Origin of the sequence: Novosphingobium clariflavum (assembly GCF_026420865.1) — a bacterium.
GTDB lineage: Bacteria > Pseudomonadota > Alphaproteobacteria > Sphingomonadales > Sphingomonadaceae > Novosphingobium > Novosphingobium clariflavum.
Genome location: NZ_JAPCWC010000047.1, coordinates 1 through 17453, shown reverse-complemented (window position 1 = coordinate 17453; position 17453 = coordinate 1). Strand labels below are relative to the sequence as shown.

Genomic DNA, 17453 nt, shown 5'->3' with positions numbered 1-17453 from the left:
GCCACGCCTTGAGGGCATCCAGGACCGGGACGCTATGTTTCTGGCGGAAGCGGCGCATGGAACAAGCTTGATCTTGCCCTTCGCGAACTTGGCCGCATCGAGCGGACGTTGTTCACGCTCGACTGGCTGGAACAGCCTGATTTGCGCCGCGCCTGCCAAGCCGGATTGAACAAGGGAGAGGCCCGGCACGCTCTGGCAGACGCCGTCTACACCAACCGCCAGGGCCGGTTCACCGATCGAACTCTTGAGAACCAGCAATACCGCGCATCTGGGCTCAACTTGCTCATCGCCGCCATTGCATACTGGAATGCCCTCTATCTCGGCCGGGCCGCCGATCACCTGCGGTACTCGGGAATTGAGATCGACGAAACACTGCTAGCGCACGTCTCACCTCTGGGTTGGTCGCATATCGGCCTCACAGGTGACTACCTTTGGGAAGATGCATCTTTCAGCGGCAACCGCGGGTACCGAGCACTCCACGACCCGAACGGCAGACTTCGGCTCGTCGCCTAGGATGTTCTCAGTATTTCCAGCTTAGCGTTGTCTGGCGAACAAATCTTGAGGTGAGGCCTAGAACGGCTCCTATGTCCCCAGCAGGTGCCCGAGCTTTGCGGCTCTGAAGTCGAGCCCGACAGACGCACTTTTGGGCCTCACGCCCCTTTTTGCAGGTAGCGCGTTCAGCCCCGTTGAGGGCGTGTACGTTTTCGGCCGCCGCGTTTTGGGGCGCCCCCCTTCCAGGAGACCAGACGGAGGTGCCCGAACTCCAGTGGTAAGAGCCGCCGTATCGGGGCGATGTCGAGCACCTGCGCCGTTGGAACTGCTGCGGCAATATTTCGGCCTTGACCTTGGACCATGGTCCTGCCCGTAAGAGGCCTCCCCAATAGCGGTGCCTTTGCGGCGCGGCACTCCAGATCGATCCGAGGAGTATGGGGAACAAGCGCGTCGTTCACATCGTCGATGACGAAGAGACAATCCGAAAGGCACTGCGATTCACGTTGCGTACCGCCGGCTTCGCCGTCGAGGCCTACGCTTCGGGGCCGGAGTTTCTGTCGGCCGCGGGTGACGCTAAGAAAGGCTGCGTGATCCTCGACATGCACATGCCGGACATGGACGGCCTTCAGGTCCAGGTGGAGCTGACGCGACGCGGGATTGATATGCCTGTCGTCATGCTCACCGGCAATGGCGATCCCACGCTCGCCGTGCAGGCAATGCAGGCGGGCGCTGCCGACTTTCTCGCCAAACCGGTCGAAAAGGCCGCATTGCTTGGCGCGATCGACCGCGCCTTCAGCTCGCTGGAGAATATAACCGGGCGTGCCGCAGAACAGGCCGACGCGCTGTCGAAAGCCGCGAGACTGACGCAGCGCGAACGGGCCGTTCTTAGAGGGATTGCGCGAGGCTATCCCAATAGCTTTATCGCAGATGAACTCGGTACCACGCCGCGCACGGTCGAGCTGGATCGAGCCAGCCTGATGGTCAAACTGGGAGCCCAAAGTTTGCCCGACTTGCTACGGATCGCGTTTGCTGTGGACCTGAACGGATCGCCTGAGGACGATCGCCATTAGGCTTCACCATCCTGCGACATCGGACGTTATGCGGATCGGCCCGTGGCGAGTTCGGCAATGATCGGACAATCCGGCCGCGCGTCGCCGTGGCAGCGTTCGGCGAGATCGACCAGCGTGTCGCGCAGCGCCGTCAGCGCTGCCGCCTTGCGCTCGAATTCCTCGGCACGGGCCAGCGCAAGCCGCTTCACCTCGCCACTCGCGCGACCCGTATCCGCCCAAAGGCCGAGCAGAGTGCGGATCTCCTCGATCGGAAACCCCAGATCGCGCGCATTGGCGATGAACCGCAGGCGATGAAGATCGCGCTCGTCATAGTCGCGATAGCCCGCACCCCGGCGCGGCGGCGCCGGGATGAGGCCTATCTTCTCATAATGGCGGATCATCCGCTCCGAGACGCCGCTCCGCCGAGACGTCTCGCCGATGTTCACAGCGCCTTCCGGTTGAGTCGCAGCGCGTTGGTGACCACGCTGACCGAGGAGAGCGCCATGGCGGCGGCCGCGATGATCGGCGAGAGCAGGATGCCGAACAGCGGATAGAGCGCGCCCGCCGCCACCGGCACGCCCGCGACATTGTAGATGAAGGCGAAGACGAGGTTCTGGCGGATGTTCGACATGGTCGCCTGGCTGAGCTTACGCGCCCGGACGATGCCGGTGAGGTCGCCCTTGAGCAGGGTCACGCCCGCGCTCTCGATGGCGACGTCGGTGCCCGAGCCCATGGCGATGCCGACATCGGCGGCGGCCAGCGCGGGGGCGTCGTTGACACCGTCGCCGGCCATGGCGACCACCCGCCCCTCGCGCTTGAACTTGGCGACCACGGCGCTTTTCTGATCGGGCAGCACCTCGGCTTCGACCTCGTCGATGCCCAGGCGCCGGGCGACCGCTTCCGCTGTCGTGCGGTTGTCGCCGGTCAGCATGACCACGCGAATACCCTCCGCCTTGAGCGCGGCGAGCGCTTCTGGCGTCGTGGCCTTCACCGGATCGGCGATGGCGAAGGCACCGCCGACGGTGCCGTCGATTCCGATGAAGATTGCGGTGGCGCCATCGCGTCGCAGTGCGTCGGCCTGGCCGGCGAGCGCCTCGGTGGCGACGCCCTCGTCGGCGAGGAACCGCGCATTGCCGAGGACGATGCGCCGCCCTTCGACCGTACCGAGCGCGCCGCGCCCGGTCGGCGAGTCGAAGTCGGTGACGTCGCTCGTGGCGATGGCGCGATCCTTCGCAGCCTCGACGATCGCCAGCGCGAGCGGATGTTCGGAAGCCCGTTCGACCGAGGCGGCAAGCCGCAGCAACTCGGCTTCGTCGAAGCCGGGCGCCGGCACGACCTGGGTGACGGCAGGGCGGCCTTCGGTCAGCGTGCCTGTCTTGTCGACGACGAGCGTGTCGACCTTCTCCATATGCTCGAGCGCTTCGGCATTCTTGATAAGGACGCCGAGTCCGGCGCCGCGGCCGACGCCCACCATGATCGACATCGGCGTGGCGAGACCCAGTGCACAGGGACAGGCGATGATCAGCACGGCGACCGCCGCCACCAGCCCATAGGCGAAGCGCGGCTCGGGGCCCCAGATACCCCAGGCGATAAACGCGACCACCGCAACCGCGATGACCACGGGCACGAACCAGCCCGACACCTGATCGGCCATGCGCTGGATCGGCGCGCGCGAGCGCTGCGCCTCGGCGACCATCTGGACAATCCGCGCAAGCATGGTGTCGCGTCCGACCTTGTCGGCGACGATCACCAGCGCACCGGTCTGGTTGAGCGTGCCGCCGATCACCGTGTCGGCCTTGGCCTTGGTGACGGGCATGGATTCACCGGTGACCATCGACTCGTCGAGCGAGGAGCGGCCGTCCTCGACTACGCCGTCGACCGGCACCTTCTCGCCCGGCCGCACGCGCAGGCGGTCGCCGACCGCGACCAGATCGAGACTGATCTCCTCTTCGCTCCCGTCGGCGGCGATCCGGCGCGCGGTCTTGGGCGCGAGGTTGAGCAGCGCCTTGATCGCGCCCGAGGTCCGCTCACGCGCGCGCAGTTCGAGCACCTGGCCGAGCAGCACGAGAACGGTGATCACCGCGGCGGCCTCGAAATAGACGGCAACCATGCCGTCCTCGCCGCGGAAGGCAGGCGGGAACAGCTGAGGCGCGAGCGTCGCGACGACGCTGTAGATCCAGGCGACCCCCGTCCCCATCGCGATCAGGGTGAACATGTTGAGGTTGCGGGTCTTGAGCGAGGCCCAGCCACGCTCGAAGAACGGCCAGCCCGCCCAGAGCACGACAGGCGTCGCCAGCACGAACTGGATCCATACCGAGGTCGACATCGGCACGAGGCGATGGATCACAGGAAACAGGTGCGCCCCCATCTCGAGGATCAGCACCGGCAGGGCCAGCACCAGGCCAACCCAGAAACGCCGCGTGAAATCGACCAGCTCGTGGCTGGGACCGCTGTCGGCGGTCACGGTCGCGGGTTCGAGCGCCATGCCGCAGATCGGACAGGACCCGGGATGGTCCTGCCGGATCTCGGGATGCATAGGGCAGGTCCAGATCGTGCCCACGGGCGCTGCGAACGGCGGTGCCGGCGGGCCGAGATAGCGCTCGGGATCGGCGATGAACTTTGCCCGGCAGCCCGCGCTGCAGAAATGATAGCGTTCACCGCCATGATCGGCATGGTGCGCGGTGGTCGCCGGATCGACGGTCATGCCACAGACCGGGTCCTTGATGCCGGTCGCCGCTTTCGCGCCGCCGTGGCCGCCGCAGCAACCGCCGCCATGCGCCGCTCCATGTGTCTCGTTCATCGCCTTGCTCCTTTCGACGCCTGACGATCTAGGGTCTGACACCGTGTCAGGGTCAATACGTAATCGCCTAAGCGGCCAAATCGGCGTACCCGGTCGCTCGGCCGGGATCAGCCAAGGTCGTTCGCAACCGTAAGGCCCTGGGCCTGCGCCGGTCGATGCGCGGTAAGCAATTCGATCGCGCCGGTGATGGTCAAGAGCCGAAACGTCTCGGCCACATGCCTGAAGCCGGCCGCCGCGATCAGGCCGGGGAGCACGCCGTCGGCGTTGGGTCGGGTATCATCGATGCCATCGAGTCGCTGCACGGTCAGGCGAAAGGCGAGCCGCATGAGACCGTGCTGGCGGCCATAATCTGCGATCACCAGGCGGCCACCCGGGCGCAGCATGGCGAACATGGCGCGCAGGGTTGCCGCCTTCTCCCTGACCGGCATCTGATGCAGCACGAGACTCGATACGACAGCGTCGGCGGTGCCCGGGGCCACGTCCCTGGCAAATCCCTGACGCCAGTCGATATCGGCCTGCCGCGCAGCGGCCTTGTGCCGCGCGATGTCGAGCGCCTCGGCATCGGGATCGAGACCGATCACCTGCGTCCTGGGCTCGGCTTGCTTGAGCATCAGCGCGAAGCTGCCGGTGCCACAGCCGACGTCGACGACCGTCTCACCGGCTTTGGGCGCCAGGGCGGCGAGCATGGCGGCACGCCACCGCTTCTCCCGCGTCCACAGGCGGATCGCGCGATCATAGTCTTTCGTCGATCCGGTCCCGAGCGGCGGGGTGTAGGATTGCATTGGCTTCTCCCAACGCGAGGCGTCCGAAACGATAAGCTACATCGACATGGGTGGCGACAGTGTCCCCAGCCAGGCGACCAGCCCGAGAATGACGATCGCAAGACCGCCTTCGACGACGAGGCTCGCGCGCAGCAGCGCCTGCGCCCGTGGCGCGTCCTCTTCCTCGATCGCCTGCGCAAGTGCCGGGGTCAGGCGATAACGGTTGAGCGCGGCCAGGCCCAGCATGCCGGCGAAGAGCAGCAGCTTGGCGATGAGCAGCAGGCCGTAGGTCGACTGCCCGAGAGACGCGATGTTGCCCGGGCCGACCAGGAACCAGCCGTTCACCGTCCCGGTCAGGATCAGCAGGGCGACGATGATCGTGCCGACGAGGGAGAAGCCCCGCAGCGCTTCCTCGGCGAGCATGACCCGGTCCATGTCTTCAGTGGCGAGATCATCGGTTGCGAGCCTGGTAAGAACCAGCGCAAGGAATGCGGCAAGCGCGCCGACCCAGGCGCCCGCGGCGAGCAGATGGATGAGATCGGCCCCCAGTTGCAGCCAGCCCGCCTCGCCTTCGCCGGCCGCGCCATGCCCGCTCCAGGCGAGGGTCGCGAGTGCGACCGCGCCTGCCAGAGTGGAGGCGATGAAGGCAGGACGGGATTGCCGGCGATAGAAGGGGATGGAGAGCAGAAGAACGAGGAGCGCGACGAGGCGCGCCTTCAGCGCCGTTCCCATGGACGTGCCGTTGAACAGCTCTGCGACCATGGAAAGATCAGGCTGGGTGAGCGGCAGCCCGGTCATGGCCGCTGCCTGCAACGCGAACCCCAGCGCCGACAGCAGGAGGGCGAGACAGGCGAGACCGGCCACCATTGCTACCATCGGCAGATGCCGCTGTACCATCCGGCCGCCGCCGGGCGCATAGAGCGCGAACAGCGGCAGGCCGAACAACAGGCCGAGATCGACGTAGAGCGCCCAGCGGACGGCGACGAGTGCCACGTCGTTCATGGCGTCACTTGACGGTAAAGGCGAGATTGCCCTGGATGCGGTGCGTGTCGGTCGAGACGACGTGCCAGGCGACCTGATAGCTGCCCGCCATGAGCGGCTTGGCGAGCGTCAGCACGAGCGTCTTGTCGCCTTCGACGGACGTCTTGAAGCCGGTTACCGCCATGCGGTGGTTGGGCATGCCGGGCATGCCGGTCATCACGATCTCGGCGCCCGACAGCTTCGGCATCAGACCTTCACTGAAGGTGAGCGTGATACGCGAAGGCGCCGAGACGCTGGCGTTCGCGGCGGGCGTCGAGGACACAAGCTTGGGATGCGCGTAGGCCGGAGCAGAAACACTCAGGCCGACGGCGGCGATAACTGCGAGAGGCGAAAAGAAACGCATTGGAACATTCTCCTGTAGATCCCATGAGACAATACGCAGCCCGAGCCCCCACCCCTCGCAATTATTCTTTTCAATCTACAGCAAGGGTTCCTGGACCATCGTGCGTATTGAAGGATGAAGACGGAGAAGCACCATGGATGAACTTGACCACCTGCTCTCGCGGTTGCGCGATGCGCCTCTCGATCCCAGGCTCGGCGGCCTGGAAAGCCGGGTCATGGCGGAAATAGCGCGCATCCGGGCCATACCAAGCCTTGGCGCTATGACGTTCGGCATCGCGGCCGCAACCGCGCTGTTCATCGGAATTGCCGGCTCGGCAGTTCCGACACGGTCTGCTGATGCCAAACCGCTATCGCCCTTCGATGCTCGGCTCGCGCTTGCGCCCTCGACGCTGCTGAGCTCGCAGTGATGCGCGACCGCCGCCGGCTCCTGCTCCTCGTCCTGGTGACCTTCGCCGCGGCGATCGCTGGCGTTGTCATTGGCCGCGTCTATGTGGTTCCAGTGCGCCCGGTCGAAAATGAGCTGCACGAGCTGCTCCATCGCGATCTGAAGCTGAATTCAGCGCAACACAGCCGACTCGAGACAATCGAGAAGAACTACGCGATCCGGCGTCAAGCGCTGGAGGCCGAATTGCGCGCCGACAATGCGCGTCTCGCGGAAGCGATCGAAGCGGAGCATGGCTATGGCCCGCAAGTCGCAACTGCGGTGGATCGCTCGCACCAGGCCATGGGCGCGCTGCAGAAAGAAACACTTGAGCATATCTTCGCGATGCGGGCCGTGCTGCGCCCGGATCAGACGGACAAATTCGACGACGCCGTGGTGAAAGCGCTGACGGCCAAATCCGAATGACCGCGTGCCTCCCCGACTGCTCGGACGGGGAGCTCGCGGCTCTGGCGCTTGGAGGCCGGCAAGCGGCCTATGGCGAGCTGGTCCGCCGGCATCAAGGTTGGGTTCACCGGCTCGTGCGCAGCCATGTCGGATCTATGGATGAGGCATTGGATGTCACCCAGGCGAGCTTCGTCGCGGCCTTTGCCGCACTCAACCGCTATGACGTAACCCGACCCTTCCAGGTCTGGATGTCCCGGATTGTCATCAACAAATGCCATGACTGGCGGCGTCGGCGAGCGGTTCGAAATTTCTTTGCCCTAGCCCTACCGCTCGGCGAGGCGGACGGCGTCGCCGACGACGCACCGCTGCCCGATCAGGCGATCGGGGCCGAACAGCAGCTCGCGCAAGCAATGAAAGCGATTGCTGCCCTGCCGTCTTCCCTCAAGGACACGCTTATTTTGCGTACGATCGACGAGAAATCGGAAGCTGAAACCGCCGAAATTCTCGGGATCAGCCAGAAGGCGGTCGAAACGCGCCTCTATCGAGCTAGGGCACGCCTTTCGGAAATATTAAAGAAAGTTTGAGGGGGATGAGGCCATGCTGCGTATTCCCAATAGGTACGCCCTCTTTCTTAAAGCTGAGACAACCGAATGATTTCTGCTCTCGACCGCCGCCAGTTCCTCCGCGGCGCGGCCCTCGCCGGCGGCGGCGCAGCATTGTCAGCCTGGCTGCCGGCCTGGGCGCAGACGATCTCGCCGGGGATGCGACCGACGCTGCCGACCGTGTCGGGCGAAGACATTACGCTCACCATCGCCCGGCAGTCGATGACCATCGACGGGCGCAAGTTCCGGGCAATCGGCCTCAACGGCACGGTCCCCGCCCCGCTGATCCGGCTGCGCGAGGGCCAGCGCGTGCGGCTCAACGTCATCAATCAGCTGGAGGAGGACAGCTCGATCCACTGGCACGGGCTGATCCTGCCGGCCAATATGGACGGTGTGCCGGGCGTGTCTTTTCCGGGCATCAAGCCGGGCTCGAACTACCTCTACCAGTTCTCCGTCGTGCAAAGCGGCACCTACTGGTACCACAGCCATTCAGGCCTGCAGGAACAGGAAGGCCATTACGGCCCGATCATCATCGATCCCGCCGGTGCCGATCCGGTCGCCTATGACCGCGAGCATGTCATCGTGCTCGCCGATCACAGCGCGCTCTCGCCGCAGGCGATCTTCCGGCGCCTCAAGGTCAACCCCGGCCATTTCAATTTCCAGCGCCAGACCCTGGCCGGGCTCCTGTCGGGCAAGGATCAGCCGCTCAAGGACCGGCTCGACTGGGGCCAGATGCGGATGGACCCGGCCGACATCTCCGATGTGACCGGATCCACCTACACCTATCTCGTCAACGGCCATGGTCCGATGGACAACTGGACCGCGCTCTTCACCCCGGGCGAACGGGTGCGGCTGCGGGTCATCAATGCGTCGGCGATGACCACCTTCAACGTCCGCATCCCCGGCCTGCCGCTGACCATCGTCCAGGCCGACGGGCAGAATGTGGTGCCGGTCACCGTCGACGAGTTCCAGATTGGTGTTGCCGAGACCTACGACGTCGTTGTCAGCCCAGGCGATGACAAGGCCTACACCCTTGTCGGCGAGGCGATCGACCGCTCGGGCATGGCGCGTGCCACGCTCGCGCCGCGCGCCGGCATGGCCGGCGAGGTTCCCCCCTTACGCAAACGGCCGCTCGCCGACATGAAGGACATGGGCATGGACATGTCCTCGATGCCGGGCATGGAAGGCATGGACATGTCGGGCGGCGCTATGCGGGGCGTCGATCCGACGGCCGAGAAGAACGCGTCCGCGCGCCTCGCGACCGGCGCGGCGGCAGCGATGGCGACCATGGACAATAGCGCCATGGCAGGCATGGATCATTCGGGGATGGATCATTCCGCGATGAGCGGGATGGACCACGGCGCGATGGGCGCCGATGGCCAGATGGCGGGCATGGACCATGGCGGGCACGCGATGGGGTCGATGAAGATGCGAGACTTCTCGAACGCGCCGCAGGTGAAGCGCGACCCGAGCGTCCAGACCATCTCGCCGATGCCCGTCGACCGCACCGGCGAGCCCGGCCAGGGCCTCGCCGACGTCGGCCACAAGGTGCTTGTCTACAGGGACCTGATGGCGCTCGATCGCAATCCGGACGTGCGCGCGCCGAGCCGCAGCATCGACATTCACCTCACCGGCAACATGGAGCGGTTCATGTGGTCGTTCGACGGCGAAAAAATGTCGGACCATCACGAGCCGATCCCCTTCATCGAAGGCGAGCGGGTGCGCGTCAATCTCATCAACGACACGATGATGGGGCATCCGATCCATATTCACGGGCATTTTTTCGAGCTGGTGACGGGGCATGGCGATCATGCGCCACGCAAGCATACGGTAATCGTCCAGCCCGGCGGCAAGGTGACCTGGGACTTCACCGCCGACGCGGTCGGCGACTGGGCCTTCCACTGTCATCTCCTCTACCACATGCATGCCGGGATGATGCGGGTCGTGAGCGTCCGTCCGAAGGGAGACGCGTAATGACCCGCATCCTCACGCCGCTGGTGAGCGCGATCGCCCTTTTCGCTGCCGCGCCCGCCTTTGCCCAGGATCATTCAATGCACGGCATGCCCGGCATGGCGCCGCCGGGCGAGGTGCCGCCGGCGCAGGAGAAGAAGAAGGACAAGGCCGCCGCCAGGCCGCGCGCTCAGACACCAGCGCCAGACGCCACCTCGGCGATGGACCATTCGCAGCACCAGGCCAGTCCTGCGCCGCAGGGAGATGCGGCCGGTCAGCCGCAACCCGCGTCTCCCGCGATGCCGGACATGCCGGGCATGGACCACTCCCAGCATCAGGACGGCGCGATGCCGGACATGCCCGGGATGGACCATTCGCAGCATGGCCAGACCGCCATGCCCGGCATGCAAATGACCGGCACGGCGCTTCCGGCCGGCAATGCGCCCCCGCCGCCTCCCCCCAGCGACCACTTCGCCGATCGTGATTTTCCCGGCGCCGAGATGGCGCGCTCACGCGACATCATGATGAAGGACAGCGGCGGCAACAATTTCGGGCAGGTGCTGCTCAACCTGTTCGAGTATCAAGCGCATAGCGGTCGCGATGGCTATCGCTGGGATGGCGAAGGCTTTTACGGCGGCGATATCAATCGGCTCTGGCTCAAGAGCGAGGGCGAAGGCGAGTTCGGCCGCGGCATCGACAGCGCGGAGGTGCAGGTGCTCTATAGCCGGGCCATCGACCCCTATTTCAATCTTCAGGGCGGTATCCGCCAGGACTTCGGCCGCGGGCCCGACCGCACTTACGCGACGGTCGGCGTCGAGGGCCTGGCTCCCGGCATGTTCGAAGTCGAAGGCGCGCTGTTCCTCTCGACCAAGGGCGATGTTCTGGGCCGGGTCGAGGGCTATTACGACCAGCGCATTACCCAGCGCCTGATCTTGCAGCCGCGCGCCGAGGTCAATTTCGCCGCGCAGGATATTCCGGAGAACGACATCGGTTCGGGGCTGGTCAACATAGAGCTCGGCGCGCGCCTGCGCTATGAGTTCAGCCGCCAGTTCGCACCCTATATCGGCGTCTCTTATCTGCGCAAAGCCGGCGACACGGCGCGGCTGTCGAGGCTTGCCGGCGAGGACGTCCATGCGACCAGCTTCGTCGCCGGCGTTCGCTTCTGGTTTTAGCATCAGGACGGCTGATGGCGGGGGCGAACAGGAGAGCGGGGCGTTACACTCATACCCAGGTCGGCCGGCGCCGAGCGAAGGAGATACGCCATGGACCATTCGTCCCACATGAACACCCGGAAGATGGGCGCCTATTGGAGCCTTGCCGTTCAGACCGTCATCAGCGGCGTCATCATGTATCTGGTGATGTTCGTCATGATCGACGGGCTCGACAGCTTCTACAACAACCTCAACATGCTCTACATGACGCTGATGATGGTCGCGCCGATGGTGGTGCTGATGATCGTCGCCATGCGGCACATGTTCGCGTCGAAAGCCGCCAACATCGCGCTGATCGCCGCGTCGCTGGTCGCCTTCTTCGGCAGCTTTGCGCTCATCCGCACCCAGACCACGATCGGCGACACGGCCTTTCTGCGCTCGATGATCCCGCATCATTCCGGGGCGATCCTGATGTGCCAGGAAGCAAAGCTCAGCGATCCGGAAGTCATCCGGCTTTGCGAAGCGATCAAGCGCTCGCAGCGGCAGGAAATCGACGAGATGAAGGCCATACTCGCGCGGCGCTGAGTGGCACGGTCGGGCTACGCCCGGATCCGTGCGCCCGGCCAGGCATGTGAGCCGGGACGATGGTCGACACGAGGCGCGGGCCGGACGAGATTGCCAGCGACGTAGCGCGGCTTGCGCCGCTGTTCCTGCGACAGGCTGGCGGCCACGTCCTGACGCTGCTCGATCCTGCCGGGATCGTGCTGAGCTATAATGAAGAAGGCGAGCGTGCCGAATGCTGGCCCCTCGATCGCGTCTTGGGACAGCCCCATGACCTGTTCTACCCGCCCGACGAGATTGCGGCCGGCCGCCCGTGCGCAGACCTGGCGGCCGCCCTTCACGAAGGCACGCTGGAGCGCGAAGCGTGGCGGGTCTGCGAGAACGGCGCGGAATATCTCGCGCGCCTGACGATCAGCGCCCTGTTCGAAGGCGACGCACATCGAGGCTTTGCCTGCATCAGTCGCGATGTCACCGACGAGGCGGCGGTCCGGGCGTCAATCGAGACCCGCGAGCAGCATCTCCAGTCGATCCTGGCGACCGTCCCCGATGCGATGATCATCATCGACGAGACCGGCGCCATCACGTCGTTCAGCGCGGCCGCCCAACGCCTGTTCGGCTATTCGGAAACCGAGCTCGTCGGCCGCAACGTCTCCTGCCTGATGCCCCAGCCCGATCGCGACCGGCACGACGAATATATCGCGCATTATCTCCAGACCGGCGAGCGCCGGATCATCGGCCTCGGCCGCGTCGTGGTCGGCCAGCGCCGCGACGGCTCGACCTTCCCGATGCAGCTGTCGGTTGGCGAGGCCGGTGAAGACGGGCAGCGGTTGTTCACCGGCTTCATCCGGGATCTCACCGCCAAGGAGCAGGATGAGCTCAGGCTCAAGGAACTGCAGGCAGAGCTGGTCCATGTCTCCCGGCTGAGCGCGATGGGCACGATGGCCTCGACCCTCGCGCATGAGCTCAACCAGCCGCTTGCCGCGGTCGCGCTCTATCTCGAGACGATCCGCGACATGCTCGACGAGCGGGACGACGAACCCTTCGTGTCGCTACGGTCGTTGATGGATGATGCGGCACAGGAAACGCTGCGGGCCGGCCATATCGTCCGGCGCCTGCGCGATTTCGTCGCCCGCGGCGAGGTCGACAAGAGCCTCCACGAGCTGCCGCGGGTCATCGCCGAGGCGAGCCAGCTCGCGCTGGTCGACGCCCGCGAGCGCGGCATCCGCAGCTTCTTTGCAGTCGATCCCGCCGCGACGCCGGTCCTCGTCGACAGGGTGCAGATCCAGCAGGTGCTGGTCAACCTGATGCGCAATGCCATCGAGGCGATGGCGGAGTGTCCGGTTCGCGACCTCAAGGTGGCGACCAGGTTGCGCCCTGACGGGCTGATCGAGGTGACCGTGGCGGATACCGGCCCCGGCATCGCCGACGAGGTCCGGGAGCAGCTCTTCACGGCGTTCAAGTCGACAAAGGCCGACGGCATGGGCCTCGGCCTTTCGATCTGCCGGACCATCATCGAAGCGCATGGGGGCCGTATCTGGATGGAGCGCCCCGACCGCGGCGGCGCGCGCTTTCATTTTACCTTGATCCATGCGCGGGCGGAGGAGGAACATGGGGGATAGACGCGTCATCCATCTGGTCGACGACGAGGAGAGCATCCGCAAGGCGGCGAGCTTTGCGCTCAAGACCGCGGGCTACGACGTCGTGACCTATGCCTCGGGCGTGGAGTTTCTCAAGGAGGCGAAGTCGGCGGCCGTCGGCTGCGTCATCCTCGACGTGCGCATGCCCGAGATGGACGGTCTCGAGGTTCAGGCCGCCATGGCAGCACGCGGGGTCAATATGCCGGTCATCGTCCTGACCGGCCATGGCGACGTGTCGGTTGCGGTGCAGGCCATGAAAGGCGGCGCGGTCGACTTTCTCGAGAAGCCCTTCGAGAAAGCCGCCCTGCTCGGCGCCGTCAGCCGCGCGTTCGCGCGTCTCGACGATGTCGACTTTCGCACTCTGGAAACCTCTGAAGCCGGCGTGCGGGTCGCTGCACTGACGCCCCGGGAGCGTGAAGTGCTGGAAGGGCTGGCGAACGGCCTGCCCAATAAGACGATCGCCTATGACCTGGGCTGTTCATCGCGAACGGTCGAGGTCCATCGCGCGAGCCTGATGGCCAAGCTCGAGGTCCGCAATTTGTCCGAAGCCCTGCGGATCGCCTTTGCCGCGGGCATGGGCCGCAAGCCGAAGTGACTGCGACCTCTACGTAGCGACGGGACGAGGCGCGATATGCGATCGATGGTGCAATCGTCACACGGGTGTCCGCTTCTCGCAATGCCATCGGTCCGTTCCACTCAGCATGATGGCAGATACACCATCCTCGTCTCCGACGACGATCCCGGCGTGCGGCGTGGCCTCCAGCTGCTGCTGAGATCGCGCGGCTATGCCGTGTGGGGATATACGACCGGCCACGCGCTGTTGGCCGACCCCCGCGCGAAGGAGGCAGACTGCGTCATCCTCGACTATCGCATGCCCGACATCGACGGATTCGCGATGCTGCGTCACCTTCGCGAGATCGGATGGTCGGGACGCGCCATCATGATCTCAGGCTTTCACGACACGCTGCTGGCCTGGCGGGCCGCCGAGGCGGGCTTCGATCACGTTCTCGCAAAGCCTTTGATCGGCAGGGCTTTGCTCGATGCGTTGGACCGGCACCGCGCCGAGGTTCTGCGAAAGCATTGAGTTATGGCGGCCGGCCCCCGGCAGCCTCAGCCCGGCGCGATGTGGAAAGCCGATCTGCGCCGTCAAAGCCAGTGGCTACGTTTGAACCGGATGTAGAGCCCAATGCAGACCGCAGCGATGACGCCGAGGATGACGAAATATCCCCATTGCGTCTTCAGTTCGGGCATATTCTCGAAATTCATGCCGTAGATTCCGGCAATCGCGGTAGGCACCGCGAGGATCGCAGCCCGGGCGGCAAGCTAACGGGTGATCGCACCTTGGCGCTGCTGTTCGAGCAGGTGACTCGCCTCGAACACCGAGATCAGGATGTCGCGGATGCCGGTGATGGCGCTCTCAACCCTGAGCATGTGATCGTCGAGCTTCGAAATCTGGTGGCCGTTGTCGGCACCTTCCATGGCAAGCGGGTGAAGGCCGTAATTCCCGGCGATGTCGGCAAGTTCTGTTTCGCTGGGCTGGGACATTTTGATCCACACGAAGTCATCCTTGCCGACGTGCTCGCACGCCGGATCGATCAGGGTCGCCGGCCGTAGCCGTTTGCCATTGTGACAAAGAACGGCGGCGGCGACCGGAAGCCGTGTGCCTCGCCTATTGAGACGCGCGCACAAACACTCGTCATTCTTCAAGCCCAATCGCAGGAAGAAGAAGGCGGCGCGCAGCAATTCGAGCGAGAGCTTATAGAAAATGCGGCGGAGCGTTGGGTTTCGCAGAAGGCCGCTCCCGTTCATGACGCGCGTGGCTGGGCGGCGCGCTGCCACATCAAGGGCACGCAGACTGCGAAGGTCTGCGCACCCTTGATTGGCGACCGCGAGGGTTTTCCTCTCTTGCGATGGTACCAAGCGATTGCCCGTGTGGCGCCTCTGCAATCGTGTCGGATGACTATACCTAAGTATCGGATAACGGCGCTGACGACAGGGTTGCCGGGCCCCGGTGAGGCGCGTCGCACCGCGCGGAGACGAAAGCTGGAAGACGGAAAAGCTCAACTGTCGAAAGCGACCGAGCGCGCGAGCGCTTCCTGGGACTGCAGAAAGGCGAGCCGCGATTGCAGCGCCGCCTGGACAACGCCGAAAGCGTCACCCCCCAGAGTCACGCGCAGCGGCGGATGGTCGCTGGTTGCGACATCAACGATCGCTTGCGCGATCTTTTGCGGGTCGAGCGTGTAGAGCTCGTTTCCGGCGGTCTCGAACATCTTGCGGATATGGCCGGCGGGCGTATCGCGATACGCGGCGATCTCGCTGGCGAATTGCAGATTGTGGCTGAAGCTGGTGCGCGCCCCGCCCGGCTCGATCAGTGTCACGAACAGGTTGAAGGGTTCAAGCTCCTGGTGGAGGCATTCGCTGAAGCCCTCCAGGCCCCATTTGGCCACATGATAGAGACTGCTCGTCGGAAGCGAGCCCTGACCACTAGCGCTGGAGATCTGGATGATCCGGCCGCTCCCGCGCAGCCGCATGGCGGGGACAAAGGCGCGGGTGATGTGGATGGGCGCCATGAGATTGAGCGCGATCTGGCCTTCGACCTCGGCGTCCGACATCTCTTCGGTGGCGCCGATCACGCCGCCGCCGGCGTTGTTGACCAGAATATCGACGGGTCGACGCGCCTGCGCCCGGGCCACGACCGCAGCAATATCGTCCTTGACCGTGACGTCGAGCGCTTCGACGCGCAGCTGGCTCGGATATTTCGCCGCGAGATCATCGAGGCTTTCGGGCTTGCGGGCCGTCGCGGTAAGGTCGTCGCCAGCGGCCAGGATCAGTTCGGCCAGATGGCGGCCGATGCCGCTGGACGCGCCCGTGAGAAACCAGTGATTGGACATATGTTACTCCATATATTACCAACTGGTAGGTAACTTGAAACCTGGAATGCGTCAATGCTTGGAGGTGTGATGAAGCAACGAACCCGGCGGAATGCCGCACAGAGCCGCGAGACGCTCCTGGCTGCAGCGACCGAGGAGTTCGCGTCCCATGGGCTGGCGGGCGCGCGGATCGACCGGATTGCGCAGGCGGCGGGTATCAGCAAGCCGATGCTCTACACCTATTTCGGGGACAAGGAGGCGCTCTTCGATGCCGCGCTGACGCAGGAAGTGATGGACGCGGCGCAGGCCGATCGCTTCGATCCCAATGATCTTGAGGGTTATGCGGGGCGCACCTATGACTTGCTGGTCGAACGCCCGCGCCTGTGGAGGCTGCTGACCTGGCATCATTTGGAGCGTGGCCAGGATGTTCTGATGCTCCCGGCCGGCGAGGTCCTTCTCGGGGAGAAGCTGGACGGGATCGCAGCGGCGCAGGCCGAGGGGCGGATCGTCGCCGACTTCACGCCCCTGGATGTCGTCCGGCTTGTCGCCGCCCTCACCCAGCTCTGGTGCATGACCGGAGCTGCACGCGACGCTGCCGAGCACGCGGCGCGCCGGGCGACGATCATGCGGGCGGTGGGGCGACTGCTGCGCGTGTGATCGTGCGAGGCGCGAGCTGCACGCCCGCGCGCCGACCGGGACACAGCAAGCATTTTTCGCAACCTGCCGTACTGCCCAGCGGCAAAATCAGGGCGGCTCATGCACAAGCCGGCCTGTCGGCTCCGCGGATGCGATCGACGTTCGAGGACTGCGCCGCCACTGCCGAACCGGATTGGATCATCGCCAAGTGACCCAGTGGCTGCGCGACGATCTCAGGTCGCCGGACTCGTCGCACGACGTTTCGTCAGGAGTCGTTTCATCTGCCTCAAAAGGCGAACCTGCGGCTCAATCCGGAAGAAGGCGCGACACATCCAGGAAACGAGGATCAAATGCGGTCCGCATCGGTATTACTTTCCCTGGCGCGTGCAAGCTCAGCAAAGGACTAATGTTCCCGGAGCATCTCTAGCGCTATACCTAGGTATATCACGCCGACACCAATAACATGTGATCATGCCGCTTCGCATTCTTGCCGGCCAAATGTCCCGATCATCAAATCGAAGCGTGCGAGGCTGTATTACGATATGATATTCTATCTCCTATCTCAGCAGCTTTGCAAATGAGCGCTCGCAAAAATATCTCTTCAGTCATGAGGGTTCGACGTCTGGCGTGCGTATTATAGCTATATCTATATCTAAATTTCACGAGAATAAGGTATTGGAAAAACAGGAAAAATACTGTTGACCTGTATATACAACTGATGTTGTCTGTGGCTGT

Annotated in this window: 17 protein-coding genes and 2 pseudogenes; 12 read left to right on the top strand and 7 right to left on the bottom strand. The window is 64.6% G+C overall.

Annotated features, from left to right (window positions below; translation table 11 throughout):
* Window positions 1-60 precede the first annotated feature (60 nt).
* Both OKA11_RS23390 and OKA11_RS23385 read left to right on the top strand, forming a co-directional pair.
* Window positions 61-513, top strand: a pseudogene (locus OKA11_RS23390) (Tn3 family transposase); the annotation flags it as partial.
* A gap of 413 nt (window positions 514-926) precedes the next feature.
* The gene (locus OKA11_RS23385) at window positions 927-1562 is read left to right on the top strand and encodes a response regulator transcription factor (protein WP_021235673.1); all 636 of its coding nucleotides are present in this window, start codon (window positions 927-929) and stop codon (window positions 1560-1562) included.
* A 26-nt stretch (window positions 1563-1588) separates the two neighbouring features.
* Here the strand turns inward: OKA11_RS23385 and cueR are convergent, their stop codons facing one another.
* The 5 genes from cueR to copC form a co-directional block, all read right to left on the bottom strand.
* Window positions 1589-1987, bottom strand: a complete 399-nt coding sequence (cueR, locus tag OKA11_RS23380) for a Cu(I)-responsive transcriptional regulator (protein WP_020820526.1) — start codon at window positions 1985-1987, stop codon at window positions 1589-1591.
* Window positions 1984-4341 carry a heavy metal translocating P-type ATPase gene (locus tag OKA11_RS23375; RefSeq protein ID WP_020820525.1) on the bottom strand — a complete coding sequence of 786 codons (2358 nt, stop codon included), beginning with the start codon at window positions 4339-4341 and terminating at the stop codon, window positions 1984-1986. The genes cueR and OKA11_RS23375 overlap by 4 nt, the downstream gene beginning before the upstream one ends.
* Before the next feature lie 107 nt (window positions 4342-4448).
* Window positions 4449-5123, bottom strand: a complete 675-nt coding sequence (locus tag OKA11_RS23370; RefSeq protein ID WP_020820524.1) for a class I SAM-dependent methyltransferase — start codon at window positions 5121-5123, stop codon at window positions 4449-4451.
* A 36-nt stretch (window positions 5124-5159) separates the two neighbouring features.
* Window positions 5160-6104 (bottom strand): copper homeostasis membrane protein CopD, encoded by a 945-nt coding sequence (gene copD / locus OKA11_RS23365; protein ID WP_020820523.1) that lies wholly within the window; start codon window positions 6102-6104, stop codon window positions 5160-5162.
* A gap of 4 nt (window positions 6105-6108) precedes the next feature.
* The gene (gene copC / locus OKA11_RS23360; protein ID WP_007683372.1) at window positions 6109-6486 is read right to left on the bottom strand and encodes a copper homeostasis periplasmic binding protein CopC; all 378 of its coding nucleotides are present in this window, start codon (window positions 6484-6486) and stop codon (window positions 6109-6111) included.
* Window positions 6487-6619: 133 nt separating this feature from the next.
* On the opposite strand from copC, the gene OKA11_RS23355 reads away from it, so the two are divergent.
* The 9 genes from OKA11_RS23355 to OKA11_RS23315 all read left to right on the top strand — a co-directional run bounded on the left by OKA11_RS23355 (window position 6620) and on the right by OKA11_RS23315 (window position 14296).
* Window positions 6620-6892, top strand: coding sequence for a hypothetical protein (locus OKA11_RS23355; RefSeq protein ID WP_004212738.1), 273 nt, complete (start codon window positions 6620-6622; stop codon window positions 6890-6892).
* On the top strand, window positions 6892-7332 hold the full coding sequence (locus tag OKA11_RS23350; RefSeq protein WP_007683368.1) for a periplasmic heavy metal sensor: 441 nt from the start codon (window positions 6892-6894) through the stop codon (window positions 7330-7332). The genes OKA11_RS23355 and OKA11_RS23350 overlap by 1 nt, the downstream gene beginning before the upstream one ends.
* Window positions 7329-7895 (top strand): RNA polymerase sigma factor, encoded by a 567-nt coding sequence (locus OKA11_RS23345; protein ID WP_007683367.1) that lies wholly within the window; start codon window positions 7329-7331, stop codon window positions 7893-7895. Before OKA11_RS23350 ends, OKA11_RS23345 begins: the two co-directional genes overlap by 4 nt.
* A gap of 66 nt (window positions 7896-7961) precedes the next feature.
* Complete coding sequence (locus OKA11_RS23340) at window positions 7962-9887, top strand: copper resistance system multicopper oxidase (protein WP_020820522.1); 1926 nt, start codon at window positions 7962-7964, stop codon at window positions 9885-9887.
* The gene (locus tag OKA11_RS23335) at window positions 9887-11035 is read left to right on the top strand and encodes a copper resistance protein B (protein WP_020820521.1); all 1149 of its coding nucleotides are present in this window, start codon (window positions 9887-9889) and stop codon (window positions 11033-11035) included. The genes OKA11_RS23340 and OKA11_RS23335 overlap by 1 nt, the downstream gene beginning before the upstream one ends.
* A 90-nt stretch (window positions 11036-11125) precedes the next feature.
* Complete coding sequence (locus OKA11_RS23330) at window positions 11126-11599, top strand: DUF305 domain-containing protein (RefSeq protein WP_004212732.1); 474 nt, start codon at window positions 11126-11128, stop codon at window positions 11597-11599.
* 59 nt (window positions 11600-11658) lie between these two features.
* The gene (locus tag OKA11_RS23325) at window positions 11659-13194 is read left to right on the top strand and encodes a PAS domain-containing sensor histidine kinase (RefSeq protein WP_020820520.1); all 1536 of its coding nucleotides are present in this window, start codon (window positions 11659-11661) and stop codon (window positions 13192-13194) included.
* Complete coding sequence (locus tag OKA11_RS23320) at window positions 13184-13807, top strand: response regulator transcription factor (protein ID WP_007683357.1); 624 nt, start codon at window positions 13184-13186, stop codon at window positions 13805-13807. The genes OKA11_RS23325 and OKA11_RS23320 overlap by 11 nt, the downstream gene beginning before the upstream one ends.
* 81 nt (window positions 13808-13888) lie before the next feature.
* Window positions 13889-14296 carry a response regulator gene (locus tag OKA11_RS23315; RefSeq protein ID WP_007683354.1) on the top strand — a complete coding sequence of 136 codons (408 nt, stop codon included), beginning with the start codon at window positions 13889-13891 and terminating at the stop codon, window positions 14294-14296.
* A 62-nt stretch (window positions 14297-14358) separates the two neighbouring features.
* Here the strand turns inward: OKA11_RS23315 and OKA11_RS24720 are convergent.
* Together OKA11_RS24720 and OKA11_RS23300 are read right to left on the bottom strand one after the other, a co-directional pair.
* Window positions 14359-14661, bottom strand: a pseudogene (locus tag OKA11_RS24720) (CorA family divalent cation transporter); the annotation flags it as partial.
* Between the two features lie 611 nt (window positions 14662-15272).
* The gene (locus OKA11_RS23300) at window positions 15273-16103 is read right to left on the bottom strand and encodes an SDR family oxidoreductase (RefSeq protein ID WP_020820517.1); all 831 of its coding nucleotides are present in this window, start codon (window positions 16101-16103) and stop codon (window positions 15273-15275) included.
* A 69-nt stretch (window positions 16104-16172) separates the two neighbouring features.
* On the opposite strand from OKA11_RS23300, the gene OKA11_RS23295 reads away from it, so the two are divergent.
* A complete protein-coding gene (locus OKA11_RS23295) occupies window positions 16173-16739 on the top strand; it encodes a TetR family transcriptional regulator (protein ID WP_015449258.1) in 567 nt (188 codons plus the stop codon).
* Window positions 16740-17453: the final 714 nt, after the last annotated feature.